Origin of the sequence: Limnohabitans sp. 2KL-27 (assembly GCF_001269345.1) — a bacterium.
GTDB lineage: Bacteria > Pseudomonadota > Gammaproteobacteria > Burkholderiales > Burkholderiaceae_C > Limnohabitans_A.
In genome coordinates this window covers 1,833,208-1,859,509 of record NZ_CXOP01000002.1, presented here as the reverse complement: position 1 = coordinate 1,859,509, position 26,302 = coordinate 1,833,208, and the positions used below count along the sequence as shown (strand labels likewise).

Genomic DNA, 26,302 nt, shown 5'->3' with positions numbered 1-26,302 from the left:
GGTTGTTATGTGGTCAAAGCGGCTTCGACCGGAATCCAGAAGGAGAACCTGCAACCGGTCACCTCGCCGGCATTGTAGAGGTTCTCCGAGACGATCCTGCCTTGGTGAGATTCGATGATGCTGCGGCACAAATTCAAACCGATCCCCATGCCCTCCACCTTGGTGGAGAAAAAAGCCTCGTAAACACGTTCGGTGTCTTCCGGCGGTAAGCCCTGGCCCGTATCCGTTACCGAGAACTCCACCACGGCTTGGTGATCGACCTCTTTGGGCACGATGCGCAACTCCACATGCCTTTGACCCGCCGGTCGGTTGGCGTTGTCAATCGATTCGGCGGCATTTTTCATCAGGTTGATCAGCACCTGCTCGATCAGGATGGGGTCCACCATCAGCTGGGGCAGGCGGGCGGCCACATGGTGGGTCAGGCGCACTTGGCGCCTGCGCATTTCGATCTCGGCCAATTCCAGCGATTCGCTGACCATGGCCGACACATCGGACAACATTCGGTTGGGCTCGCTGCGCTTGACGAAGCTGCGGATGCGCAAAATGATTTGCCCCGCCCGTTGGGCCTGTCGGGCGGTTTTGTCGAGCGCAGACAGCAAATCCTCTTCCTGCACTTGCTGCGACTTGATCCGCGAAATCATCCCACTGCAGTAATTGCTGATGGCCGTGAGCGGCTGATTCAACTCGTGCGCCACGCTCGACGCCATCTCACCCATGGTGATCAGCCGGCTGGCGGTCTGGGCGCGTTCGGCTTGTTGAGCGGCCAGTTCTTCGGCCTGCCGCCTTGGGGTGATGTCGCTGGCAATGACCATTTGCGCCAGTCGCCCGTCAGCCCAGTTGATGTAACGCGAGCGCACTTCCAGCCATTTACCCAGTTCAGAGACGTAGATTTCTGAGTTTTCGGATTTGGCAACCGTCAAACTTTCGGTGGGCAAACCGGCCATTTCGTCCACTTGGTCCATCTCGTCCGTGGTATCGCTGCTGTCGGTGGCACCTGCTTGTTGAACCAGACGCAAGTGGCCTTCGGTGTTCTGACCAAACCACAGTCGGTAGAGTTTGTTGGCAAACAACAGTTCGTGGCTGCCCAAAGGGGCGACCGAGACCGAGGCGTCCAGCGCTTCGAGCACGATGGTGAAGCGCTCGTGCGAGCTGGCCAATTGCTCCCGGATCCGATTGGGCTCGGTGATGTCCGTCATCGACGTCATCCAGCCAGTTTGCTTTCCCGTGGCATCGATCAGAGGTGACACGTACATGCGTGCATCAAACAATTGGCCATTTTTGCGTTTCACCCGCACCTGAAATCCGCCCGCCGAGTGCAGACCGCTGATTTCTTCTTCCAGCCGCTTCATCAGCAACTCGCGGTCCTGGTCGGGCCAGTAAGGAAAAGGGGCCACAGCCCCCACCAGGTCGGCTTCACTCCATCCGGTCATCTGACAAAAGGCGGGGTTGACATAGGTGATTCGGCCGCGCAAGTCCAAGGCGCGCATGCCGGTCAGCATGGAGTTCTCCATGGCGCGACGGAAATTGGTTTCGGCGACCAGTGCTTTTTGGGCTTGGATGCGCCTGCGGGTGTGGCGCCAATTGCCGATCAACATCCATGCGGTCATCACACTCAGGACACTGACCAACCAAAACAAGCCCCCACCGACCAAGCCTTGCGAAGTGCGCCAGGCCTGGGCCCGCAAAATCAGGTCGTTGCCCACCGGAGAGACCGGGACTTCGTAATCGTTGTTGGGTTTGTCACTTCCGGGCAGCATCCGCCATAAGGCAATTCGACCGGGTATGGACTGACCCGCCAGCAATTGGCCTTTGCCGTCTTGCAGTGCCACTGCGTACTTGGCCAACACTTCGGTCGGGATGCCATAACGAAGCAGTCCTTCCATGGTGTATTCGGCCAGGATCACACCGTTGAAACGGCCTTGCTCGTTGCTCAGGGGTGTGTGCAGCTGCAAAACCGCTAGTTGTGCATCCTTGTCCACATCGGTGTTGACCTGGCCATAGATCGGCTGCATCAAGTCACGCGCCAAGCTGAAATGGCTCTCTGTCTCCCCCACCTTGAGCACCGTACCTGCGCGCATGTGTTGGCTGGGTGAAATGCTGGAGACGCTTTGGTTGGCCATGATGCGCCTGCGGTCATCGATCCAGGTCAATGACACCAATTCAGGGTATTGCTGAACCAGGGCTTCGGCACGCGATAAAAACTGCTCGGTTCGAATTTCTTGATTGGAAACATCCCGCGCCAACCGCATGACTTGTTCTTGGCGCTCCAGCAAGCGCAAACGCAGTCTCTGTTGCGCGTATTCCACATCACGTTTGATGGCTTCCTGCTCCCGCTCGATCTCTTCGACCCGCAGGTACCAGAATGCACTGGCAATGGCGGCCAAAAAAAGCACCACGGCCACCACGGGTGCCAAATTGGCATATCGGTCTTGTCTGTTCGGTGACTGGCGATGCCACCATGTGCGCCACCAAGCCCAGGGTCCGACCTTTTTCACGACCGAGGCTGCTTTGTTCAATTCCATCCCCTGAGTTTAGGGGACAAGCCAGTTGCATTGGCCCTGAATCACGCTGCCACCTGATTGATGAGTTGCTTTTATTTCACAATGCAAAAACAGTCGGCACAATTTGAAATAATAAATAAAATATGTGAAAATCCGAACAACACTGGTCAACAACACAAACAGGAGACACGCATGACAGCGGCAACACCACAACAACCGGGCCGTGACCTGGACACCCAGGAAACCCGCGAATGGATGGACGCCTTGTCCGCCGTGATTGAAAAAGCGGGCCCTGAACGTGCGCACTTTCTGCTTGAAGAGTTGCTCGAAGAAGCCCGCCAACACAGCATCGATTTGCCGTTTTCGGCCACCACCGGTTATGTGAACAGCATCGAGCCGAACGAAGAGGCCCGTTGCCCCGGCAACATTGAGATCGAAGAACGCCTGCGCGCCTACATGCGCTGGAATGCCATGGCCATGGTGGTCAAGGCCAACCGCCACAACCCTGCTGACGGCGGCGATCTGGGCGGTCACATCGGCTCCTTCGCCTCTCTGGCCCACATGTTCGGTGCCGGTTTCAACCATTTCTGGCATGCCGAGAACGAAAACCACGGCGGCGACTGCCTCTACATCCAGGGCCACGTGTCTCCCGGCGTTTACGCCCGCGCCTATCTGGAAGGTCGCCTGACCGAAGAGCAATTGCTCAACTTCCGCCAAGAAGTGGACGGCAAAGGCCTGTCGAGCTACCCGCACCCCAAGTTGATGCCCGAGTTCTGGCAGTTCCCCACCGTGTCCATGGGCCTGGGCCCCCTGATGGCGATCTACCAAGCGCGTTTCCTGAAGTACCTGCACGCCCGTGGCATTGCCAACACCGAGAACCGCAAGGTATGGGTGTTCTGTGGCGACGGCGAGATGGACGAAGTCGAATCACTGGGCGCGATCGGCTTGGCCGCCCGCGAAAACCTGGACAACCTGATTTTTGTTGTCAACTGCAACCTGCAGCGACTGGACGGCCCGGTGCGCGGCAACGGCAAGATCGTGCAAGAACTCGAAGGCGAGTTCCGTGGCTCCGGTTGGAACGTGATCAAGTTGCTGTGGGGCAGCGAGTGGGACAGCCTGCTGGCCCGAGACAAGGACGGCGCCTTGCGCAAGCTGATGATGGACACACTGGATGGCGACTACCAAGCCTTCAAAGCGAATGACGGCGCCTATGTGCGCAAACATTTCTTTGGGCGCGACCCGCGCACCCTGGAAATGGTGGCGCATCTGTCGGACAACGACATCTGGAACCTCAAGCGCGGGGGGCACGACCCACAAAAGGTGTATGCGGCCTACCATAAGGCCGTCAACACCAAGGGTCAGCCCACCGTCCTGCTCATCAAGACCGTGAAGGGTTTTGGCATGGGCAAAGCGGGGGAGGGTAAAAACACCGTGCACCAGACCAAGAAGCTGACGGACGAAGACATCAAGTACATGCGCGACCGCTTCAACATCCCAATCCCGGACAGCGAGTTGGCCCAAATCCCGTTTTACAAACCGGCAGAGGACACGCCGGAAATGCGCTACCTGCACGAGCGCCGCCAAGCTCTGGGGGGCTACCTCCCCAAGCGCCGAGCCAAAGCCGAAGAAAACTTCACTGTGCCCTCGCTTGAGACCTTTAAGGCCGTGATGGAGCCCACCGCCGAAGGCCGTGAAATCTCGACCACACAAGCCTATGTGCGCTTTTTGACCCAGCTGCTGCGCGACCAGGCCTTGGGCCCTCGCGTGGTACCGATTTTGGTGGACGAAGCACGAACCTTCGGCATGGAAGGCCTGTTCCGTCAGATCGGCATTTACAACCCCGCTGGTCAGCAGTACACCCCGGTCGACAAGGACCAGGTCATGTATTACAAGGAAGATGTGGCCGGACAAATCCTGCAAGAAGGCATCAACGAAGCCGGTGGCATGTCGAGCTGGATCGCCGCGGCCACCAGCTACAGCACCAGCAACCGCATCATGGTGCCGTTCTACGTCTACTATTCGATGTTTGGCTTTCAGCGCATTGGCGATTTGGCCTGGGCTGCAGGAGACATGCAAGCACGCGGCTTCTTGTTGGGCGGCACATCGGGTCGCACCACGCTCAACGGTGAAGGCCTGCAGCACGAAGACGGTCACAGCCACATCATGGCCAACACCATCCCCAACTGCGTGTCTTATGACCCCACCTTCGCACACGAAGTCGGCGTCATCCTGCACCATGGTTTGAAGCGCATGGTGGAAAAGCAAGACAACGTCTTTTACTACATCACCTTGCTCAACGAAAACTACGCGATGCCAGGCCTAGCACCCGGCACCGAAGAGCAGATCATCAAGGGCATGTATTTGTGCAAGCCAGGCGCCGCCGGTGACAAGCGCGTGCAGTTGCTGGGCTCGGGCACCATCCTGCGCGAATCGATTGCCGCACAAACCCTGCTGGCCAGCGACTGGGGCATCCAGGCCGATGTGTGGAGTTGCCCGAGCTTCAACGAACTGACACGCGATGGTCAAGACGCCGAGCGCCACAACATGCTGCACCCGCTGGAAACACCCCGTGTGTCGTTTGTCGGTCAACAGTTGGCACAACACAACGGCCCCGTGGTGGCATCGACCGACTACATGAAGGCCTATGCCGAGCAAATCCGTCCTTTCATACCGAAGGGCCGCACCTACAAAGTGCTGGGCACCGACGGTTTTGGCCGCTCCGACTTCCGCAGCAAACTGCGCGAGCACTTCGAGGTCAACCGCCACTACATCGTGGTCGCAGCCCTGAAGGCGCTGAGTGAAGAGGGCAAAGTGCCGGTCGCTCAGGTGGCAGAAGCCATCCAGAAGTACGGCATCAAAACCGACAAGATCAACCCCTTGTACGCATAAAAACTGGAGACGAACATGGCATTGGTAGAAGTACAAGTCCCGGACATCGGGGATTTCGATGAAGTGACCGTCATTGAGTTGATGGTCAAAGTGGGCGACACGGTCAAGGCCGAGCAATCGCTGATCACTGTGGAATCTGACAAAGCCTCGATGGAAATTCCGTCAAGCACGGCCGGTGTGGTCAAGGAAATGCGTGTGGCGCTGGGCGACAAAATCAAGCAAGGCTCCATCGTGTTGGTGCTAGAAGCCAGTGGCGCCGCAACTGCGCCGGCTGCTGCGCAGGCTCTTGCGCCTGCAGCCGCAGCAGCCAATGCGCCTGTTGCGGCAGCCCCTGTGGCTGGTGGTGCTGCTGCACCTGCTGTGACACTTGCTGCCTCATCTGGCCTCGTTCAAGTGCATGTGCCCGACATCGGTGACTTCAAAGACGTGGCCGTGATTGAAGTCATGGTCAAGCCTGGCGACACGATCAAGGTTGAGCAATCGCTGATTACAGTCGAGTCCGACAAGGCCTCGATGGAAATTCCGTCCTCACACGCTGGCGTGCTCAAAGAGCTCAAAGTCAAAGTGGGCGACACCGTCAACATTGGTGACCTCTTGGCCATTTTGGAAGGCACTGCGGCTGCTGCTGCTCCCGTAGCTTCTGGGGCTGTGGCTGTGGCCTCAGCACCCGCTGCCGCGCCAACCGCAGTGGCCGCAGCCGTCACTGCCCTGGCCGCGCCTGCCCACGCCCCCGGTGGCAACCCTGTGGGCTTGCCCCACGCCTCACCATCGGTGCGCAAGTTCGCCCGCGAACTCGGCGTGCCTTTGGACGAAGTCAAAGGCTCTGGCCTCAAGGGCCGCATCACCGAGGCCGACGTGCAAGCTTTCACGCAAGCCGTCATGGCTGGCGCTTCGCAAACCAAGGCGCAGGCAGCCAAAGCGCCTGCAGCTTCGGGCGGTGACGGCGCAGCTTTGGGCCTGATCCCCTGGCCAAAAGTTGACTTTGCCAAGTTTGGTCCCATCGAGCGCAAGGAGATGGGCCGCATCAAGAAGATCAGCGGTGCCAATTTGTTGCGCAACGCCATCATGATTCCAGCCGTCACCAACCACGACGATGCGGACATCACCGAGCTCGAAGCTTTCCGTGTCTCGACCAACAAAGAGAACGAAAAGTCAGGTGTCAAAGTCACGATGCTGGCGTTCTTGATCAAGGCTTGCGTGGCCGCGCTCAAGAAATACCCCGAGTTCAACAGCTCGCTCGATGGTGACGCACTGGTTTACAAAAACTACTGGCACATCGGTTTTGCCGCAGACACGCCCAATGGTTTGATGGTTCCGGTGATTCGCGATTGCGACAAAAAAGGCGTCTTGCAGATCAGCCAAGAAATGTCCGAACTGGCCAAGAAGGCGCGTGACGGCAAACTCGGTCCCGCAGAAATGACCGGCGCCACCTTCACCATCTCCAGCCTCGGCGGCATCGGTGGCAAGTACTTCACGCCCATCATCAACGCGCCCGAAGTGGCCATCCTCGGGGTGTGCAAGAGCACCATGGAACCCGTCTGGGACGGCAAGCAGTTTGTGCCCCGCCTGATGCTGCCCCTGTCCTTGACTTGGGACCACCGCGTCATCGATGGCGCCGCTGCGGCACGCTTCAACGCGTTCCTGGGTCAAATCCTCAGCGACTTCCGTCGCGTATTACTTTGAACCTTGGGGGCGGACCAAAGCGCAGCTTTGCTCGGTCCCCAACATCATGAGAAGACTATGGCACTGATTGATATTCAAGTCCCCGATATCGGCGACTTTGACGAAGTGACGGTGATTGAGCTGATGGTCAAACCTGGCGACACCGTCAAGGCCGAGCAATCACTCATCACCGTGGAGTCCGACAAGGCCTCGATGGAAATCCCGTCCTCCCACGCGGGCGTGGTCAAGGAATTGCGCATCAGGCTCGGCGATAAGGTCAAGCAAGGCTCGGTCGTGTTGGTGCTGGAAGGCGAGGGTGCGGCGGCGACATCTCACATTGCAAGCCCATCCCCTGTCATTGCGAGCGAAGCGCGGCAATCCAGTCAACCCGCCGTTGCCTCATCCTTCGGCGAGAACTATGCTGGGGTGGCCGACATTGAGTGCGACCTTGTTGTGCTCGGCGGTGGCCCCGGCGGTTACTCGGCCGCGTTCCGCGCGGCGGACCTCGGATTGAATGTGGTCATTGTGGAGCGCTACGCCACCTTGGGCGGCGTGTGTTTGAACGTGGGTTGCATCCCGTCTAAAGCACTGCTGCACGTCGCGGCCGTGATGGACGAAGTCAGCCATATGGCGGACCTGGGTGTGGACTTCGGCAAGCCGGTGGTCAACATCGACAAGCTGCGCGGCCACAAAGAAAAAGTCATCGGCAAACTCACCGGTGGCTTGGCGGCCATGGCCAAAATGCGCAAGGTCACCACCGTGCGTGGCTTGGGCCAGTTCGTGGGTGCCAACCACCTCGAAGTGTCTGAGACCAGCGGCACCGCGCAAGAGCAAAACGGCAGCAAAAAAGTGATCGCCTTCAAGCGCGCCATCATCGCAGCTGGCTCACAAGCCGTGCGCTTGCCTTTCATGCAGAAGGATGGGCTAGACAAGGACCCACGCGTTGTGGACAGCACAGGCGCCTTGGAACTCAAAGAGGTGCCCAAGCGCATGCTGATTCTGGGCGGCGGCATCATCGGCCTGGAAATGGGCACGGTGTACAGCACGCTGGGCGCACGCCTGGATGTGGTGGAAATGATGGACGGCCTGATGCAAGGCGCTGACCGCGACCTGGTCAAGGTTTGGCAAAAGATGAACGCCAAGCGATTTGACAACATCATGCTCAAGACCAAGACCGTGTCCGCACGCGCCTTGCCCGAAGGCATCGAAGTCACGTTCGAGAGCGCTGAACCCGGCGGCACAGCCCCCGCACCGCAGGTGTATGACCTGGTCTTGCAAGCCGTGGGCCGCACGCCCAATGGCAAAAAACTCGGTGCTGAAAAAGCAGGCGTGTCTGTGACCGACCGCGGTTTCATCAACGTGGACATCCAGATGCGCACCAATGTGCCGCACATCTTCGCCATTGGCGACATCGTAGGCCAGCCCATGTTGGCGCACAAAGCAGTGCACGAAGCCCACGTGGCGGCCGAAGTGATTGCGGGCGAACTGCAAGGCAACAAAGAGCTGGCCGCTGCAGCGTTTAACGCCCGCGTGATCCCCAGCGTGGCCTACACCGACCCCGAAGTGGCCTGGGTCGGCTTGACCGAAGACCAGGCCAAAGCGCAAGGCATCAAGGTGAAAAAGGGCCTGTTCCCCTGGACGGCTTCTGGCCGCGCCATTGCCAACGGCCGCGACGAAGGCGTGACCAAACTGCTGTTTGACGATTCACCCGAGGCCCACGGCCACGGCAAGATCTTGGGCGGCGGCATGGTGGGCACGCATGCAGGCGACATGATCGGCGAGATCGCCTTGGCGATCGAGATGGGCGCAGACGCCGTGGACATCGGCAAAACCATCCACCCCCATCCCACACTGGGCGAAAGCATCGGCATGGCGGCGGAAGTGGCGCATGGCAGTTGCACAGACGTGCCGCCCAGCAAGAAGTAAGGTGCTTCAGTGCTGAAGAAGCAAAAGCCCCGAACGGGCAACCGTTCGGGGCTTTTTCAATTGTGCAAGCCCTTGGCTTTGAAGCCATCGGAGCTTGTGCTTCCTCACATGCGGATGCTGCGCCACAGCAGGCTGGCTCCGCCGCCGATCAGCAGCAGCCACACAGCCTGAGAGGCACGTTGGGGTGGCAGGCGAGTGTGCAGTCGGCTGCCAAGCCAGTAACCCAGAAAACCGAGCGGAGCCAAAGCAAAAGCCAGTGGCAACAACGATGGCTGCATGTAAAAGCCGCTGGCAGTGAACAAACCCAGACGCACCAAAGCGGTGCTGAAAATCAGAATGCCCAATGACGCACGCAGCACGCTGACGTCCGTGATCCGACCCGCCAGATACAAGACATAAATAGGCCCACCCGTGCCAAACATGGACGTCAATGAACCGCCAATCACTCCAGCTGGCAACGCCCAATGTTTGGAGATGGCTTGAGGGGTATTTTTGTTGAGCAATTTGCGCAAGGCGTAAAACAGCACAAATGAGCCCAGCAGCATCAGCAACCAGCGCTCATTGACATGGATGAGCAACACGATACCCATGCCCATGCCCATCAGCACAAAAGGGGCCATCCAAAGCAGTTCGGTGCGACTGACTTGCTGGCGATCGCGCAAACCAAACATCAGACCCGCGCAGAGGTCGAGCACGAGCATCATGGGCACAGCAAAACGCAGCGGATAAAAGTGCGCCAACAAAGGGATGCCCACAATGGCCGCGCCGAATCCGGTGAGCCCGTAAACCGAGTAAGCGAGCAACACAATGAACACCGTTGCCAGCAATGTGGGCCAAGGATAATCAAGCATCGGAATGTTCAAGCCTCAAGAGCGTGTTCGACGCAAGCCGAGTGCGTTGCCCTTTATTGTGTTGTTGCAATGGTATCTTCAAGAACAGTCTGCCCTGGTCGAACTTTGGAAAACACCACCGGCTCGCGCCGCATGTCCAGCCTTGTACCTGTTTGGGTCACCACAATGAAAGTGGAACCCGGCAAGTCGCCGGTCTGGGGGTGATCTTCACGAAAGTGGGCCCCGCGTGAGTCCTCGCGTGCCAGCGCCGAAGTGGCAATCACACGGCTCACCGAAATCAGATTTTTAAGGTTGATCCAGTCGTGCCAGCTCAAGTTGAAGGCGCGGTCACCATCGGCCACACCGGTTTGGGCCAAACGCTCATCCAATTCAGCCAGAGTGACCAGCGCCCGCTGCAGACCATCACCCGTGCGCAAGATGCCCACATCGGTCCACATGCACTCAAACAGCGCTTCACGGATGCTTTCAAGTCCACTCAACCCGCCGCCGGACCCCAGCGAAGTGCGTGGATCAGGAGCGCCCAGTGCCAGGGGCATCTCATGCCAGGCCACGCTGCGTGCGATGGCTTCTTCATCCGGCGCACGCCATGCACCTTGGGCTTTGACCCAAGCGGCCATGCTGTCGCCAGCAATCCCACCAAACACGGTCGAATTGGCCACGCCGTTGCCACCCAGCCGGTTGGCGCCATGCACGCCCCCAGTGTCTTCGCCAGCGGCAAACAGACCCACGAGGCCCGTCGTGCAATCGGCGTTAAACACCACGCCACCCATCATGTAGTGGGCAGTGGGCACCACCTCGACCAAACCGCCAGCCAGATCAAAGCCGCAATCGCCGCAGCGCTCGACCATGCCTTTGAATTGCTGACGCACTTTCTCAGGACCCAGGTGCGACATCTGGATGTACACGCCACCGTTGGGTGAGAGGCGACCATCGCGCATTTCAGAGAAGATGGCGCGGGAAACAATGTCCCGCGTGGCCCGTTCCTCGCGTGCATCGTAGCGGTCCATGAAGCGCTGCTTGTCGCCGTTGAGCAGGTAGCCGCCGGCGCCTCGCAGGCCTTCTTCGAGTACGGTGCCGGTCATGCGTGTGCCACTGCCAGCGAGCAAACCCGTGGGGTGGAATTGCACCATTTCCATGTCTCGCACCGCAAGGCCCGCGCGCAGTGCCATGGCCAGTCCATCGCAGCTTTTATCGCCCGATGGCGTGTGGTATTTGTACATGGTCGGGCCGCCACCGGTGGCCAGCAAAACAGCCTGGGTCTGCACGAACACAAACGAGCCGTCGCGCATATTGATCATCAGCACGCCCGCCAAAGCACTGCCGTCGGCCGTCCGAATGAGTTCGATGGCACGGTGCTCTTCCAGTCGGTCAATGCCACGGGCCCAGACTTGCTCGGCCAGGCGGTTGATGATTTCAATACCGGTCAGGTCGCCCTTGTGAACCGTGCGGTCAAAGGTTTGTCCCGCAAAGGCCTTCTGGTGCACGGTGCCATCTGGGTTGCGATCGAAAAAACAACCCAGCTCGTTTTCCAGCTCGTGGATGCGCTCCACCGCCTTCGTCACCAGCGTCCAAGCCAGGTCTTGGTCGGCCAGCCATTTGCTGCCTTCGATGGTGTCCATGAAGTGGCGCTCGACCGAGTCGCCCGGCGCCAGCGCCACGTTGTAGCCCCCTTGAACCATGCGCGTACACCCTGACTTGCCCAGCAAGCCCTTGACCGCGACGGTCACCTTCAGATCTGGCGCAGTCTGCTGCGCGTGCAAGGCCGCAAAAAGTCCCGCCCCACCCGAACCCAGAATCAGGATGTCGGTTTGAATGCGTTGGATGTTCATGGGGGTAGACGCGTTCATGCTTTGACGCCCAAGCTGGCCAGCACTTGGGCGCGTCGCGCCTGTGCCTCGTCTTTGACGACGCTGTAGAGGCTGCCCCCATGGCTGTCCATGGCCACCAGCAGGGGGCCAAAGTTATGGATGCGGAACTTCCAGAGCGATTCGGGATTGAGGTCATCCATGTCGACGTCTTCGATTTGGGTGATCCAGGTGGTCTCAAGGGCCGCGGTGCCCCCGACGATGGCCAAATAAGCGCCTCCGATGTCGCGGAAGGCCTGTGACGAATCCTCTCGCAAACCGCCTTTGCCCACGATCAGGCGCACGCCGTTTTGGGTCATCAGCGGACGGGTGAAGCGCTCCATTCGGTCGGACGTGGTGGTGCCGATGCAAATGGCTTGGTAGCCAGCCGGGTAAGTGGCGTCGGGTGTGACCTTGCGAACATTCGGCGCGGTGTGGATGACGGCGTGACCGCTCAAATCAAAGCGGGTGGATCGTCCACGGTCGAACATGTGAATTTGGGTGGCGTCGCGGATGCCATAGAGCGTTTGCTGCAATGTGACGGTATCGTTGACCCGTAAGGCCCGAACTTGGGCTTCGGTCACGGGTGTGGTCAGTTCATGGTGTGCCATGGGGCAGCGCTCTTTCAAGGTATTCAGGTTCAGAAGCCATAGCGCACGCCAGCTGGCGTGAAGCTCGCCCGTGCCCGCCGCGCCGAATGGCACTGCATGTTCACGGCAATCGGGTTCATGGTGATATGAGTCGCCGCCAACTCAATGTGCACCGCAAAAGCGGTCGAGTCGCCGCCCAGACCTTGAGGTCCCACGCCCAGCTGATTGACCGCCATGGACAGCTGTTGCTCCAGTTCAGCGCCTGCGGGGTCAGCACAGCGGCTGCCCAATTCGCGGGTGGAGGCACGTTTGGCCAAGGCCACCGCCAAGTCGGAAGTGCCACCTAGGCCAACGCCGACGATGGTGGGCGGGCAGGTTTTGCCGCCAGAAGCCAAAACGCAGTCAATGACAAAGGTCTTGATCGCGTCAATACCCTCGGCAGGGATGGCCATTTTGAGGAAAGAGTTGTTCTCAGAACCGCTGCCCTTGGGGATCATTTCAATTTCGAGCAATTCGGGTTCGTCGCTGAACTTCACATGGATCACCGGCACCTCAATGCCGCACGAGCTGTGTTCATTTTTGCGCGTCAGCGGATGCACCACCGAGCTGCGCAAGGGGTATTCTCGGGTCGCACGTTCGCAGCCGCGCCGCACCGCCTGCATCAGTGCGTGACCGTCCACCACCACATCACGCCCGATCACCACGTTGTAAATCGGGATGCCCGTGTCTTGGCACAAGAGGTTGTCGGTGGACTCTGCCACCGAGATGTTGGTCACCATGGTGGCCAGCACTTGGCGTGCGGTGTCTCCGGTTTCGCTGGCCTGCAATCGGCCAAATCCAGTTTTGATATCGGGCGGCAAAACCTTGAGTGCCTGGATGTACAGGGCTTTGGAGGCGTCCTCAACGGCTTGCAGGTCAATTTTCATGGGGATTCGATTCAGTGAAGACGGAACAGTTGGTCCTTGACAAGGCCTTGTCAACCCAACAACCAGCGGCCCTGAAGCCGCTGGCGAGTGGTGCACGCTGTCAGTTCGTGCCAGCCAGCTTGCGGTTGTTCACCACCGTGGCCCAACGCTGTGATTCGGCCACCATGGCCTTGGCAAAGTCGGCCGAACTGTTGCCCACCGGCGACATGCCTTGCACAAAGAGTCTGGCCTTGGTGTCGGTTTGGGAGAGGGTTTTGACCGTATCGGCTTGCACCTTGTTGATCACACTTGCGGGCGTACCGGCGGGGGCCAACAGGCCAAACCAGCCCGTGTTTTCAAAGCCGGGCAGGCCGGATTCAGCCACTGTCGGAATCTCTGGCAACTGAGAAGACCGCTCTTTGCCGGTGACGGCCAGAGCGCGCAGACGTCCATTGCCGAGCAGTGCAGAGGCGGCGGCAAAATTACCCACCATCATCTGAATTTGCTTGCCCATCAGATCGTTGTAGGCAGGCGCTTCTCCGCGGTAGGCCACGTGTGCAATGTCAATGCCAGCTGCATCGGCAAAGTTTTCAGCGGCCAAGTGCACCTGACTGCCCACGCCTGCAGATCCGAAGTTGACCTTGCCGGGATTGGCTTTGGCAAAGTCGATCAACTCTTTGAGGGTTTTCTGGGGCGCGGACTCGTTCACCACGACCAGCATGGGGCCACTGGCCACGTTGGTGATCGGCGTCAGGTCTTTCACCGTGTCGAAGGGCATTTTTTTGTAAATGTGCGGGTTGATGGTGATGCTGCCCGACGCCATCAGCAGCGTGTAGCCGTCGGCGGGCGACTTGGCCACCAAATCAGCCCCCACGTTGCCACCGCCACCGGCGCGGTTTTCAATGATCACGGGCACACCCCAAATGGCTGAGAGTTTTTGGCCGACCATGCGGGCCACCACATCGGTGGAACCACCTGGGGCAAAAGGCACAACGATGCGCACCGGCTTGCTGGGCCAGGGCTGTTGTGCGGCTGCGGGCATCGCCACCCAAGCAGCCATGGCCATTGCGGTCATGGCCCAAATGCCTTTCAGGCCAGCACGTCGATTTCTGTTCATCTCTTTGTCTCCTGTCGTTTTAAAAAAATCTACCGTTTTTTACACCATCAAGCCCAAAGGGACAATGCAAAGACCAGACCCGCCGCGGCCGCAAAACCCACAGCCACGGAAATCCAGTTCTTGCGCAGGCCCGAAGCTTGCCCAAATTCGATCAGCAGCAAGCGTACACCGCCCATCAAGTGCAGTGAGAGCAACACCACCAGGCCCCATTCGGCCAACTTGAAGAGGGGCTGGTCAGCCAGTCGCAAAAAGCCATCGAGCGCTGCAGCACCGTGGATCGCTTGACCCAAAGCCCAAAAGTGCAGAGGCAAAAACAACGCCAAACCGAGCCCCGACAAGCGATGCAGCAAAAAAGCCCAGTAAGCCGGGTGGGCCCGCGCCCGCTGGTCATTGGATCGTTTCGCAGTCACGTCACAACTCCCCAAACCGCACGAAGACCCGTGACCAAGAGCAGCAGCGCAAACAGGCGGGACAACCACAGCGCCACCGCCTCACCCCAACCCCACCATTCGCGGGCTATATTGGCCATCCCCACGGGCACATGGACCGCGCAGGCCAGCACAAACAGGGCATAAAAAGCACCCAGACCCCAATTGCCCTGGGTGCGACCCAAAATCTCGGCGGCGCTGAGCCCGCCACGCACCGCGTACATGATGACCCCCAGGTGCACGATGACGCACAAAGCCAGCACCATGGCGCTGATGCGTTGCCAGTACCAGCGTTTGGCTTGCGCAATAGGGTTAGAGAGGTCTGGGCTCAAGGCTCTGTTCCTCACAGTTGTTTGCGCACTGCAGCACGTGCCACGGTGCGTTTGAGCCCGGCTATGGACACCGTGGGCGACAAATGTTTGGGGCAACGCTCGGTACATGAGCCCAGCGTGTGACAGGCGTGACAGCCCGCATCACCGGCCACCGCGCGCAGGCGTTCGGTTTGCGCCACATCGCGCACGTCGTTGACGAGCGTCCAAGACCGGTTCATTGCCGCGGGGCCCAAGTAATCGGGACGCCAGCTCACCACATCACAGGAGGCGTAACACACGCCGCAGCCAATGCACTCAATGCCGGCATTGGCGGCCTTTCGCTCATTGGAAGCGGGTGCCACCTTGGCAAATGGATCGTGCCGGGTGGCCGCGCCTTTGAAGGCCCCTCCGGCGCGTGTCCATTTGTCAAAAAATTCGCTCATGTCGGTGGCCAAGTCTTTGATCACCGGCAAGTTGGCCAGAGGGGCTATTTCCAAGCTGCCCTGTGCGTCCACCACTTTGCTGACATGGGTGCGGCAAGTCCAGCATGCCTTGCCATTGACCGTCATGGCACACGAGCCGCACATGCCCACACGGCACGCAAAGCGGTAGCTCAGCGTGGGTTCCAGTTGGCGCTGGATGTGGGTCACGACATCCAGCACGGTCTGACTGGCCAGACGCGGCACCTCATAGTGGCTGAAACCGCCTTCGGCTTTGCCTCGCCATACCTTGACCGACAGGGTTGCTGTCATGGGGTTTATCTTTCATTGCGTCATGATTTGATTCACTGTAGTGGCTCAGCCAAGAAAGAAAAAGCGAATATTTTTTTAGTCCAGCAAAAGAATTGCTTTCTAATAGAGCTCAAGTGATGGGGTTTACCCTTTCTCTCAACCTGGACCATTTGGCCGCTTTACCCTTGCTTTGTCATGTCCTCCATCCGTATTCTCAAAACTTTTCTGGCCGTGGTGAGACACGGCAGCTTGGCCGCCGCTGGGAAAGAGGTGGGCTTGACAGCTGCCGCCGTTGGTTTGCAAATCCGGTCATTAGAGGCCGATTTACGGCTGACGGTGTTTGACCGCAATGGCCGCTCCATCGTGCTCAACACGGCTGGGCGTGGCTTGGTGGCCCCCGTGCAAGACTTGGTTGACCGTTTTGAAGCGCTCGCGGCGGTCGAAAACGGCCAGGAGTTGGTCGGCACGGTGGTGGTTGGCGCACTGGTCTCCGCTTTGATGGGTGCTTTTTCCGATGGCTTGTGGGCGCTCAAACGTCGCCACCCAAAGCTCGATGTCACGCTGTTGGCCGGTTTATCGTCAGACTTTGCGCTCAGGGTCGAGCGCGGTGAGTTGGATGCCGCCGTGGTCACGCAGCCCCCTCATGCCCTCCCGTCCAGCTTGCTTTGGACGCCCTTGTATTCAGAGCCGCTGGTGCTCATCGTTCCCCGCAAGCCGCACTTTGAGCTGGCCTCCACACCCTTGGACATCTTGTCTCAAGCGCCTTTTATGCGGTTTGACCGCCAAACCTGGACAGGTCATTTGGTCAATGAAGCTTTGGGCCAATGCAACGCGCAGGTCAAAGAGAGCATCGAGTTGAATTCGGTGGAGGCCATCGTGGCGCTGGTGCGTCAAGGTTTTGGCGTCTCCATCGTGCCCCGCTTGGCCAATGTGACTTGGTCGCGCGACCGACTGCTTCAGGTGCTGCCATTGCCCAGTGTGAATGTGCAGCGGCATGTCGGCCTGCTGGAGCGCCGCCAACACAGCCGCGAACGGTTCACTTCCGAGATCAAGGCCTACTTCTCATTGGCAGCCAACCGACAGAGTTTCAGCACCGGAGAAACTTGAATCAAGTTCACGCCGTTCAAACCACGGGGTTGAACTCAATGAGCCCCGAGGTAACACCTGTCAGCCCGTTCATTGTCTTCCCCTTCATCACCGTCCTCTTTGCACAGAGCGGCCATCAGGTCCTGGTCGACCACCTGACCGGGCAGCAGCAATTCTTCGTTTGTCCAGCGCTTGACCAAATGGCCATTGGCCACGCCACCCGTGTGCGGGGCTTGGTAAGCGCGTCGGTGCTGCAGGGTGACGCCATGGTTGGCGTTGGCGATGAAACGGCTTTCGCCCAAGGCCCATGGCTCGAAGTAGGCGTTGGCGGCGGCATCCACTTGGCGGAAGTAGGCGCGAGCGCCTTCGGCATTGAGCTTTTTGCGCACGGTGCGCGTGATCAGGCCTTGCAAGTGGTCGAGTGCGGCGTCGTCCATCTGGCCGATGGTGTCCAGGCACATATCAAGTCCTGCCAGTGCAGGCGTGGCCGCCAACTCGGCGGGTAGCACCTGCACCATGGCTTGGACCACATCGCGGTGGGGTGCCACAGCAGTGGCCACGCCACGGGTTTGCGGCTGGATGGGGCAACGGATTTCCACAAAGCGCGGTTTGACGGGACCGGTGCAGCCGTCGTGGTGGTAGTACTCGCCCTGGCTCAGTCGACCTTTGCTGGAGCGCCCGCGCACATCGCGGTAGGTGGGGTGTTGGGTGAGTACGTTCAGGCAAACCACCAAGCCCGTGGCATCGACCAACTGGTAAAAGGCTTCGCGCCATTCGGGCAAGAGCAGTTGGTCGTGCAGGTAGTCGCTGGGCGCGGTGTCTTCATGACCCACTTCGCCTTCAATGACCAACACAAAGGGCCGGGGTCTGCGCACGCGCCAAGAGGCGTTGGCAAAGTGCAGCACCTGGGAGACGCTTTCAGTGGGTGTGACACAGCTGGGGGCCGTAGCTTCGGACATGGTGAACATTCGGGTGAGGGCGAGCTCGGGCAGCCAAATTTGAACTGGGGGTCATTTTAGGGCTTGAGGTTTGTGCGGCATCATCCCCCCATGTCTGCACGCACTGTCAACCTCGATCAGCTGCGCCGCCATGCCGTGGCGCGCAGTCTTTTTGCACCCACGAGTTTGCCCAAGGCTTTGCAGCGGCTGGGCTTTGTGCAGGCCGATCCCTTGCGTGCGCCCGCGCGTGCGCAAGATTTTACGCTTCGTCACCGTGTCGCTGGGTATCGGGCGGGCGATCTGGAAGCGCGCTACGCAAGCTTGGACGTGGAGGAGGACTTTTTCGTCAACTATGGTTTTGTGAGGCCAGACGTGCACCACCTGATGCACCCACGCACGCCGCGCATCGCATGGTCTGCCAGCCGGATGAAGCAGGTTGCCGAGGTGCTGGCGTTTGTGCGCGAGCGTGGCGTGGTGCGACCCGCCGAGGTGGATGCGCATTTTGATCACGGTACCGTGACCCATTGGTTTGGAGGCAACAGCCGTGCCAGCACGCAGTTGCTGGATGGCATGCATCACCGGGGCCTGTTGCGGGTGGTCAAGCGCGAAGCGGGGCAGCGTCTTTATACGGTGCGCGAATCGCAACCCCGCTTGTTGAGTGACGAGGCGGCAGTGGACGCGCTGGTGGATGTGATCGTGTCCAAATACGCGCCTCTGCCTGCTGCCAGTTTGGGGCAATTGGTGGGCTTGTTGTTGGCCGGCGGCGTGCCACAGTGGCGCGGCCAACGTCAAGCGGTTTTGCGGCGGGCGCACGCCAGGCTACCCAGCGCTGTGGTGGACGGTGTGACTTGGTTTTGGCCAGAGGGAGAAAACCCCGCGTCGCACCGCCACGCGGTGGACGATCAAGTGCGCTTGCTGGCCCCATTTGACCCCGTGGTTTGGGACCGTCGGCGCTTTGAACTGTTGTGGGGCTGGCCCTATCGTTTTGAGGCCTACACGCCAGCCGCCAAACGTGTGCGCGGTCACTATGCCTTGCCCCTGCTGTGGCGCGATCAGGTGATCGGCTGGGCCAATCTGAGCGTGAAAGACGGTTTGTTATCACCCGATGTGGGATATGTGACTTCAGCGCCCAAAGACACCAGCTTTTCAGCCGCCTTGGACGAAGAGTTGCAGCGCATGACGGTGTTTTTGGGGTTGCCGACCTGAAAACGCTTGTCGTGATGGCGCTTCAAAGCGCCAGCGCCTGCCAGACCCGCATGGCGGCATAAGCATCGTTGGCCGCATAAACCACCTGCGACTCGGTCAGCTGTGCATTGGCCCAGTTGCTGGTGGCGGCCTTTTTGGATTTCATGAAGCGTTGGTTAAACAAGACCGCCACGGCGCCTTTGACGCCCATGTCTTTGCGGTAACCGCGCTGATGGAACACTGTGTTGAGCTCGAGGATGCCTTGTGGCTCGATGCCCAGCTTATGGATGATGCGCCTGCGGTCATCACCCAAACCAAAGCCAGCCTTGACGATGCCTGGTTGCGCCAGCAGTTCGGCCGCCACGCGGCGACATGCCGTGTCGTTCAGCTGAAAAACCCAAGCCCGCTCGGATGTAGCGAGTTGAAGAATGTGGGGTCCGTCTGAGGCTTCGCCCACTCTGAAGGTGGGTTTGGACTCTGTGTCGAAGCCCCAAGCGCTGGCCTGTAGCAAGTGCCCAAGGGCCTGTTGCGCTTGCGCGCCGCTGCTGACCAGCGTGATCCGGTCCAGCCCCAGCCGCTCAAAAGGCGGGAGGAGGGCGATGGCATCTTTGTCGGGGGTGGCGTGTTGCGGGCTCATGCGATCAACCCACCGTTTTTCGTGAAGTTTTCTTGGATTTGTCGCTCGCCTCTTTGCGAACCGCACGTTCGGCATCGGCCTTTTTGCCTTCTGCCAGCCATTGGGCAAATTGTTCGGGAGTTTCCAGAGTGATGCGGCCCAGCGCCGCCGCGCGGAAATCGTGGATCACGATGTGTGCGGCCTTGGTGCTGTTGATCCTTCCACCGCTTTGCATGGCGCCACGAACACGTCCGATCGCTTCGAGCAGGCTTTCGTCGGTGTGGCTGGCCACATCGGTCACTTTGTAGCGGTCGCTGAGCGCCTGCGGATAGTGGGGGATCAGGTAGTTGAGCAACTCCAGCGCGACCACTTCCTCATCAAAAGCATTCACACCGATCGCCCCGCTGGCGGCCAGGTTGTAGCCGCTTTGCTCGACGATGATGCGCGGCCAGAGCACTCCAGGGGTGTCATAGAGGTAGAAGTCGTCGGCCAAGGCAATCCGCATTTCCTGTTTGGTCACGCCGGCTTCATCGCCTGTTTTGGCGGCACGTTTGCCTTTGAGGGTGTTGATCAGGGTGGATTTGCCCACATTGGGGATGCCGCAAATCAGCACGCGCATGGGTTTGACCATGCCGCCTCGGTTGGGTGCCAGTTGCTGGCAGGCTTCGATCAGCGCTTTGGCGGGTGAGCTCATGCTCGTGTCCAAGCCAATGGCTCGCACGCCGGGCATGGCGTTGTAATGAGCCAACCATTGGCTGGTTCGGGCCGGATCGGCCAAGTCTTGCTTGCTCAGGATCTTGAGGGCTGGCTTGCCCTTGATCAGCTCGGCCAACATGGGATTGGCGCTTGAGCCTGGTAAGCGCGCGTCCAGCATTTCGATCACAACGTCAATGTCTTTGATGCGTTCCCCGATCGCCTTGCGCGTCAGGTGCATGTGTCCAGGAAACCATTGAATCGCCATAAATACCGATGCCAACCGAAAGTCAAAGAAGACAATTGTCGGTCACCTCGTGCTGATTTATTCAGTTTTTTTCAAATCAGGGGCAAGGGTGGCATCCTGCGCTGAGTTTCATTGCACCAAATCTTCTATCGCATCCATGACCAGGCGAGTGCCGATGGCCATCAGCAAGATATCGGATGCCACCCGCACGTATTGGTAGCCGTGAGGCGGCACGCCCAACGCCAGGACCACAGACCTTGGCAAATCGTAATAGACCACATGATCAGGCAATGGCTTCCCCTTGCGCCAGGATTTGGCTTGTCCTGGCGGCAGGCAACCCGTGCCTTTTTTAGCCAATCCTGGAGGACAGAATCCCCTGTTTTCGGGTCTGTTGTAGAAGTTTCGGGCGGCTTCAATTTGATGAATTTGAAAATACCCCCCAACAGCCACATGGCCAACAGAGGAGGGTGCCAAGACATGTGGAGGCGACCGGTCTTGCAGGTGTTCAATTTTTTTCTGATCTTTGCCCGGATTTGGCTTATGCCTTGGATGGGCGGTTTCAGGTCGATTTTTTTGGGGGGCTGAATATGCACCATCGGTGACCGTCTTTTGTGCGTTCACGGTTTGCACAGTTATAAATGACAGATTCAGTAGCCAGAATGCAAGAACAATGGACCGTCTGTGTTTCATGGGGCGCTTTCCCTTGGGCATGTTGAACTGAGACCTTCAACACCTTAGCAGCGCGAACCTTTTTGCTCTGTGTGCGAGCGCACTCATTGAAACCATTCCGTCATTTCTCCCATGAAAAAAGGCAGCCAGGTTGTTCACCATGGCTGCCTTTCGGCTGAAGCAAACGGGGATTACTTCTTCTTGTTCACGGCAGCTTTGAAAGCGGCACCGGCTGTGAAACGTGGCACAGTGGCGGCTGCGATCTTCAGCTTCTCACCCGTGCGTGGGTTCTTGCCAACGCGGGCAGCGCGCTTGGCTGCCTTGAAGGTACCAAAACCAATGAGTTGCACGTCTTGTTTTTTGGCAACGGTCTTGGTGATGATTTCAACCAAAGCGCTGACGGCACGGCCGGCAGCTGCTTTGGACATGTCTGTTTCTTTTGCCAAGGCTTCGATCAGTTCTGCTTTGTTCAAGATTTTCTCCAAATGAATAGAACGACGAGATTCTGCCATGCAACTGATGGGTCTTGCACATAATTTCTCTCAATTTTGTCATCTTGTTGCATGCCCATAACTTTACATAATGCACATCGTATGTATCTAAAGAGGAAGTTTAATCCAAAGAACTTCCCAAAAACGACAACGCTCTACCAACGACCTTTCAAAGGATGGCTTGGTGTGGGCGTCACGCTTTCGGATGAAGACGAAGGCACGGGTGATGCTGAGACCCTGGGCACTGCAGCATTTGAAGTTGCATCCGCACTCCTGCCAGACGCCTCAACCGGTGCGGCAAAGGATGAAGCATCACGTACGGGCGTTCGCTGTTGAAGACGCTGAAGACCCGTTTCAATCAACGCCTTGGCATTGGCGCGGTCCCCACGAACTGCAAAATCGAGCGCGGACAAGCCCAATTGGTTTTTAAGGGTCAAGTCGGCCCCGGCCTGGATCAATACCTTGACAGCTTCAGGGCTGCCGTACATGGCTGCCATCATCAAGGGGGTTGTGCCGTTGGGAGATTCGGCATCCAAATAAGCACTCTGGTCCAACAAATACTCGATCACAGGCACTTGACCGGTCGATGCCGCGTAATGCAAAGGCGTCCAGCCAGGCTTGTTGACATCGGCATCGCGCTCAACGAGCGTTTTAACCAAGGGCAAATACCCCTTGAGTGCAGCCAGCATCAAAGGGCTTTCGTCCTTGTCATTGCGAACTTCAACCTTGATTTTGGGCCATTGCGCCAACAATTGAGCCACTTTCAGCGAGGGTTCCCGAACGGCCAACATCAAGGCCGGAACCCCTGCAGGATTGACGGTGTTGGGATCAAAACCACGCTGGAGCAAAGACTGAACCGACTTGACATCGTCAAATTGAACAGCCTTGAAAAAGTCCTCATACGAGCCAGCGTGAACGCCTAAAACAGATGTCGAAAAACCAATAAAAACAAGGATCTTTTTGAATAAATTAATGTTCAACATGAAGTTATTCAGCCGATGTTTGGGCAAACAATTGAAGGAAATTTCGAGTGGTCAGCTCACCCACCGCCTCGCTGCTGGTGCCTCGCAACTCTGCGAGCAACTTGGCCACATAGGGCACATAGGACGGGTTATTGATCTTGCCCCGATACGGCACTGGGGCCAAGTAAGGGCTGTCCGTTTCGATGAGCAGGCGGTCATCAGGCACAAACTGGGCCACTTCACGCAAATCGGCCGCCGTTTTGAAGGTCAGGATGCCGGAAAACGAAATATAAAAACCCAAGTCCAGAGCGGCACGGGCCACCTGCTGGCTTTCGGTGAAGCAGTGAAACACACCGCCCGCACAACCGATGCCTCCCGTTTCACCCTCCTCTTTCAAGATGGCGATGGTGTCGTCTGAGGCTTGGCGGGTGTGGATGACCAAGGGCAAGGCCGTCTGGCGGGCTGCGCGGATGTGGGTGCGAAAACGCTCGCGCTGCCATTCCATGTCGGCCACAGTGCGCCCGCCCTTGCGCTCATCCATCTGGTAGTAGTCAAGTCCGGTCTCTCCAATCGCCACGACTTTGGGGCGGGCGGCACCTTCCAGCAAATCCTGCAGGCTGGGTTCTCGCACGCCTTCGTTGTCGGGGTGAACGCCCACGGTGGCCCACATGTTGTCATGGGCCATGGCCAGGCCATGCACTTCGTCAAACTTTTCAAGGGTTGTGCAGATGACCAGGGCGCGCGTGACCTGTGCGTCTTGCATGGCCTGCTGAATGCTGTCGAGCTGAGCCATCAGTTCGGGAAAATTCAGATGGCAATGGGAATCGGTGTACATGGCTCAGCCCTTGGACATCAGGGTTTGATGGGCATCGGCGGTCAAGGCTTCCAGCATCAAACCGGCATTGAAGGGGTGCTCGGCCGTGCGGGCCGACTGCATCAGGCGCTTGAACCAGTCGGTCAGCACCAGCGCAGAAGCAGCGCAGGCGGGCAAATGCGCTGCATCAAAAAAGCGAGGCAAAGCGCCCGAGTGACGCAGAACCAGGTCATGACAGAGCTTTTGCAAGGCGTCGATGGCTTGCGCGGGACTCACATCGGCCAAATGCCGGGCATCGCCTTGTCGCATGGCTTTGGGCAAATGGGCCCACCAATCCGGTGACAAACCAGATTCAGCTTGGCGCAGCACATCGGCCGGACGTCCGCCCGCACTGCGCAGCAAGTCTTGTGCGACAGCAGTGGCAACGCCCTGCCCCATCAGCCAGGGCAGCGCCTCGTCGGCTTCGGGCCAATGCATGGTGTGGGCCAAACAACGGCTGCGGATGGTGGGCAGCAGCATGTGGCCGGCCTCGGTGGCCAGCACAAAGCGCACGTCGCCTGGCGGCTCTTCCAAGGTTTTGAGCAGCGCATTGGCCGTGATGGTGTTCATGCGCTCAGCCGGAAACACCAGCACCGCTTTGCCACGCCCGCGCGCATCGGTGCGCTGTGAAAACTCCACCGCATCGCGCATCGCGTCGACCCGGATCTCTTTGCTGGGCTTGCGGGTTTTTTTATCGATCTCGTCCTGGGCCTTTTCGGACAAAGGCCAGCCCAGCTCGATCATCACGGTCTCGGGCATCAACACGGCCAGATCCGCATGGGTGTGCACGGCAATGGCATGGCAACTGGCGCACACACCGCAAGCACCCAACGCTGTGGGTTTTTCGCAAAGCCAGGCCGACGCCAAAGCCAGAGCCAATTCGTATTGACCCAGGCCCGAAGGGCCTTGAAGCAGCCAGGCGTGTCCACGCTGGGCCAACAACTGGGTGGCTTGCCGGGTGATCCAGGGCGCAGTCAAGACAGCGCTCATGGCGCCCTCCGATGGAGCCAATCGCGAACAATGCGGGTCACGTCAGCACCCACAGCTTCCATGGCTTGAGCAGCGTCGATGCGTGCAAAACGGCTGGGCATTTCGGCCAGGCGGCGAGCGTATCCGGCCCGCACCGCCGCAAAAAAGTCAGCGGGCTGGGACTCAAACTTGTCGGGCACCCTGGCCGAGGCCAGGCGCTGGGCCGCAATGAGCGGGTCCAGATCAAACCAGACCGTCAAATCAGGTTGCCTCAATGAGGGATTCCCGCCTGCGCGATCATGACCAGCATGCGGGTCAGAGACTGAGGATGGGTCTTGGATGGGGCGTTGCTGCACCATGCGCTCAAGCGCCCCCAGCACCTGCCAGTCAAAGCCCCGCCCACCCCCTTGGTAGGCAAAGGTGGCGTCGGTGAAGCGGTCGCACAAGACCACATCGCCGCGGACCAAGGCCGGCTCGATCACCTGCACCAGGTGCTCGCGACGGGCTGCGAACATCAAAAGCGCCTCGGTCAGTGGGTCCATGGGCTCGTGCAGCACCAATTCGCGCAGCTTTTCAGACACAGGCGTGCCGCCCGGCTCACGGGTGAGCACCACAGCCCTGCCCGCTTGGGAAAACAGGTCGGCCACGCGGGCGATGTGCGTGGACTTGCCCGCACCGTCGATGCCTTCAAAACTGATGAATGTGCCGATGCTCATAAAGGTGTGAAATCAATCCCCGATTGTCGCCGAAGCTGATGGGCAAGCTCAACACCGTTCACTGGCCGCGCTGGTAACGGTTCACGGCCCGGTTGTGCTCGTCCAGCGTCACACTGAAATGGCTGCTGCCATCGCCTTTGGCCACAAAATAAATGGCAGAGGTTTTAGCCGGCTGAACAGCCGCTAACAACGAAGCCTTGCCCGGCATGGCAATGGGCGTGGGCGGCAGGCCCGAGCGGGTGTATGTGTTCCAAGGGTTGTCGGTGGTCAGGTGCACCCGCCGCAAATTGCCGTCAAAAGCCTCACCCAAGCCATAAATCACCGTCGGGTCGGTCTGCAGGCGCATGCCGATGCGCAGGCGGTTGTTGAACACGCCCGAAATCTGGGCCCTGTCTTGTGCCTTGCCTGTTTCCTTTTCAACAATGCTGGCCAAAATCAGCGCCTGTTCGGGCGACTGCAGGGATGCATCGGGTTGCCGGGCCGCCCAGGCTTGCTGCAGGTGCTTGTCCATGGCTTTCATGGCCCGCTGCAACACCGCCAAGTCGCTGGTGCCTTTGGCATACGAATACGTGTCGGGATAAAAGCGCCCTTCCGGGGCCACGCCGGGGCGACCCAGCTGGATCATCAACGCTTCATCGGTCAAGGCGCGGCTGTCAGGTCTGAGGTTTTCAGCCTTGGCCAAAGCCTGCCGCACTTGGCGCCAGTTCCAGCCTTCCACCACCGTCACCGTGCGCAGGCTTTCCTCGCCCCGCACCAGCATACTGAGCAAACGTTGGGGTGAGGTGCCAGGTGCAATTTCATAGCTGCCCGCCCGCATCTGGCGCGACTGACCCGACAAGCGAAACCAGGCATAGAGCAGTTCGGGCGAGTTTTGGGCGCCCGCATCGGCCACAGCTTGGGCAATGGCTTTGGCCGAGGTGCCGGGCTCGATCGACAGATCCAGCGTGGCTTGACGGGTGTCCAAGGGGTGCTGAACCCACCAGAAAGCGCCCCCCAGCAGACCCGAGGCCACAAGCAACAGGCTGGCCAACCACTTCATCAAGCCTTTGAGCACGGCCATGTCCTTGTTCGGGTGTTGAAAACGTGGAGGGGATGATAATTCACCCCTTGCCCGACGACTGA

The 26,302-nt window shown here is 59.0% G+C and carries 24 protein-coding genes; 5 read left to right on the top strand and 19 right to left on the bottom strand.

Annotated features, from left to right (window positions below; all coding sequences use genetic code 11):
• Window positions 1-5: 5 nt before the first annotated feature.
• Window positions 6-2,522 carry a PAS domain-containing sensor histidine kinase gene (locus LHAB_RS11695; protein WP_090046545.1) on the bottom strand — a complete coding sequence of 839 codons (2,517 nt, stop codon included), beginning with the start codon at window positions 2,520-2,522 and terminating at the stop codon, window positions 6-8.
• Window positions 2,523-2,693: 171 nt separating this feature from the next.
• Here LHAB_RS11695 and aceE point away from each other — a divergent pair, with 171 nt between their 5' ends.
• The 3 genes from aceE to lpdA are packed head-to-tail and all read left to right on the top strand — an operon-like array spanning window position 2,694 to window position 8,978.
• Window positions 2,694-5,390, top strand: a complete 2,697-nt coding sequence (gene aceE / locus LHAB_RS11690) for a pyruvate dehydrogenase (acetyl-transferring), homodimeric type (protein ID WP_090046543.1) — start codon at window positions 2,694-2,696, stop codon at window positions 5,388-5,390.
• A gap of 15 nt (window positions 5,391-5,405) precedes the next feature.
• Window positions 5,406-7,073 carry a dihydrolipoyllysine-residue acetyltransferase gene (aceF, locus tag LHAB_RS11685; protein ID WP_090046542.1) on the top strand — a complete coding sequence of 556 codons (1,668 nt, stop codon included), beginning with the start codon at window positions 5,406-5,408 and terminating at the stop codon, window positions 7,071-7,073.
• Between the two features lie 57 nt (window positions 7,074-7,130).
• Window positions 7,131-8,978 (top strand): dihydrolipoyl dehydrogenase, encoded by a 1,848-nt coding sequence (gene lpdA, locus LHAB_RS11680; RefSeq protein ID WP_090046539.1) that lies wholly within the window; start codon window positions 7,131-7,133, stop codon window positions 8,976-8,978.
• Window positions 8,979-9,082: 104 nt separating this feature from the next.
• Here the strand turns inward: lpdA and LHAB_RS11675 are convergent, their stop codons facing one another.
• The 8 genes from LHAB_RS11675 to LHAB_RS11640 all read right to left on the bottom strand — a co-directional run bounded on the left by LHAB_RS11675 (window position 9,083) and on the right by LHAB_RS11640 (window position 15,776).
• On the bottom strand, window positions 9,083-9,829 hold the full coding sequence (locus LHAB_RS11675) for a sulfite exporter TauE/SafE family protein (protein WP_090046538.1): 747 nt from the start codon (window positions 9,827-9,829) through the stop codon (window positions 9,083-9,085).
• Between the two features lie 53 nt (window positions 9,830-9,882).
• Window positions 9,883-11,676: an L-aspartate oxidase gene (locus tag LHAB_RS11670; protein ID WP_369814120.1), complete on the bottom strand. Its 1,794-nt coding sequence runs from the start codon at window positions 11,674-11,676 to the stop codon at window positions 9,883-9,885.
• Window positions 11,673-12,284 carry a fumarate hydratase C-terminal domain-containing protein gene (locus LHAB_RS11665; RefSeq protein ID WP_090046534.1) on the bottom strand — a complete coding sequence of 204 codons (612 nt, stop codon included), beginning with the start codon at window positions 12,282-12,284 and terminating at the stop codon, window positions 11,673-11,675. Before LHAB_RS11665 ends, LHAB_RS11670 begins: the two co-directional genes overlap by 4 nt.
• 29 nt (window positions 12,285-12,313) lie before the next feature.
• A complete protein-coding gene (locus LHAB_RS11660; RefSeq protein WP_090046531.1) occupies window positions 12,314-13,189 on the bottom strand; it encodes a fumarate hydratase in 876 nt (291 codons plus the stop codon).
• A 100-nt stretch (window positions 13,190-13,289) separates the two neighbouring features.
• Window positions 13,290-14,285: a tripartite tricarboxylate transporter substrate binding protein gene (locus LHAB_RS11655; protein ID WP_228763419.1), complete on the bottom strand. Its 996-nt coding sequence runs from the start codon at window positions 14,283-14,285 to the stop codon at window positions 13,290-13,292.
• Window positions 14,286-14,332: 47 nt separating this feature from the next.
• Window positions 14,333-14,695: a succinate dehydrogenase, cytochrome b556 subunit gene (gene sdhC, locus LHAB_RS11650; protein WP_228763418.1), complete on the bottom strand. Its 363-nt coding sequence runs from the start codon at window positions 14,693-14,695 to the stop codon at window positions 14,333-14,335.
• Window positions 14,692-14,979 (bottom strand): succinate dehydrogenase, encoded by a 288-nt coding sequence (locus LHAB_RS11645; protein ID WP_090047924.1) that lies wholly within the window; start codon window positions 14,977-14,979, stop codon window positions 14,692-14,694. The genes sdhC and LHAB_RS11645 overlap by 4 nt, the downstream gene beginning before the upstream one ends.
• Window positions 14,980-15,056: 77 nt before the next feature.
• Window positions 15,057-15,776, bottom strand: a complete 720-nt coding sequence (locus LHAB_RS11640; protein ID WP_090046528.1) for a succinate dehydrogenase/fumarate reductase iron-sulfur subunit — start codon at window positions 15,774-15,776, stop codon at window positions 15,057-15,059.
• 174 nt (window positions 15,777-15,950) lie between these two features.
• Here LHAB_RS11640 and LHAB_RS11635 point away from each other — a divergent pair, with 174 nt between their 5' ends.
• Entirely contained in the window at window positions 15,951-16,862 is a 912-nt protein-coding gene (locus LHAB_RS11635) for a LysR family transcriptional regulator (RefSeq protein WP_090046526.1), read from the top strand.
• 35 nt (window positions 16,863-16,897) lie between these two features.
• Here LHAB_RS11635 and LHAB_RS11630 read toward each other — a convergent pair whose 3' ends face one another.
• Window positions 16,898-17,800 (bottom strand): hypothetical protein, encoded by a 903-nt coding sequence (locus tag LHAB_RS11630; RefSeq protein ID WP_090047923.1) that lies wholly within the window; start codon window positions 17,798-17,800, stop codon window positions 16,898-16,900.
• A 90-nt stretch (window positions 17,801-17,890) separates the two neighbouring features.
• On the opposite strand from LHAB_RS11630, the gene LHAB_RS11625 reads away from it, so the two are divergent.
• Window positions 17,891-18,985: a DNA glycosylase AlkZ-like family protein gene (locus LHAB_RS11625; protein WP_090046525.1), complete on the top strand. Its 1,095-nt coding sequence runs from the start codon at window positions 17,891-17,893 to the stop codon at window positions 18,983-18,985.
• A gap of 22 nt (window positions 18,986-19,007) precedes the next feature.
• Here the strand turns inward: LHAB_RS11625 and LHAB_RS11620 are convergent, their stop codons facing one another.
• From LHAB_RS11620 to mltG, 9 genes are all read right to left on the bottom strand, one after another.
• Window positions 19,008-19,601, bottom strand: coding sequence for a 3'-5' exonuclease (locus LHAB_RS11620; protein WP_090046523.1), 594 nt, complete (start codon window positions 19,599-19,601; stop codon window positions 19,008-19,010).
• Window positions 19,602-19,605: 4 nt separating this feature from the next.
• Entirely contained in the window at window positions 19,606-20,541 is a 936-nt protein-coding gene (gene ylqF, locus LHAB_RS11615) for a ribosome biogenesis GTPase YlqF (RefSeq protein ID WP_090046521.1), read from the bottom strand.
• Window positions 20,542-20,649: 108 nt separating this feature from the next.
• On the bottom strand, window positions 20,650-21,210 hold the full coding sequence (locus tag LHAB_RS14695) for a hypothetical protein (protein WP_194943169.1): 561 nt from the start codon (window positions 21,208-21,210) through the stop codon (window positions 20,650-20,652).
• A gap of 170 nt (window positions 21,211-21,380) precedes the next feature.
• Window positions 21,381-21,662, bottom strand: a complete 282-nt coding sequence (locus tag LHAB_RS11605; protein WP_090047922.1) for an HU family DNA-binding protein — start codon at window positions 21,660-21,662, stop codon at window positions 21,381-21,383.
• Window positions 21,663-21,835: 173 nt separating this feature from the next.
• A complete protein-coding gene (locus tag LHAB_RS11600) occupies window positions 21,836-22,663 on the bottom strand; it encodes an ankyrin repeat domain-containing protein (RefSeq protein ID WP_090046518.1) in 828 nt (275 codons plus the stop codon).
• Between the two features lie 4 nt (window positions 22,664-22,667).
• Window positions 22,668-23,477, bottom strand: a complete 810-nt coding sequence (locus LHAB_RS11595) for a TatD family hydrolase (RefSeq protein ID WP_090046517.1) — start codon at window positions 23,475-23,477, stop codon at window positions 22,668-22,670.
• Window positions 23,478-23,480: 3 nt separating this feature from the next.
• Window positions 23,481-24,485 carry a DNA polymerase III subunit delta' gene (locus LHAB_RS11590; protein WP_090046515.1) on the bottom strand — a complete coding sequence of 335 codons (1,005 nt, stop codon included), beginning with the start codon at window positions 24,483-24,485 and terminating at the stop codon, window positions 23,481-23,483.
• On the bottom strand, window positions 24,482-25,180 hold the full coding sequence (tmk, locus tag LHAB_RS11585) for a dTMP kinase (protein WP_090046513.1): 699 nt from the start codon (window positions 25,178-25,180) through the stop codon (window positions 24,482-24,484). Before tmk ends, LHAB_RS11590 begins: the two co-directional genes overlap by 4 nt.
• A 58-nt stretch (window positions 25,181-25,238) precedes the next feature.
• Window positions 25,239-26,240 carry an endolytic transglycosylase MltG gene (mltG, locus tag LHAB_RS11580; protein WP_194943168.1) on the bottom strand — a complete coding sequence of 334 codons (1,002 nt, stop codon included), beginning with the start codon at window positions 26,238-26,240 and terminating at the stop codon, window positions 25,239-25,241.
• Between the last annotated feature and the right edge of the window lie 62 nt (window positions 26,241-26,302).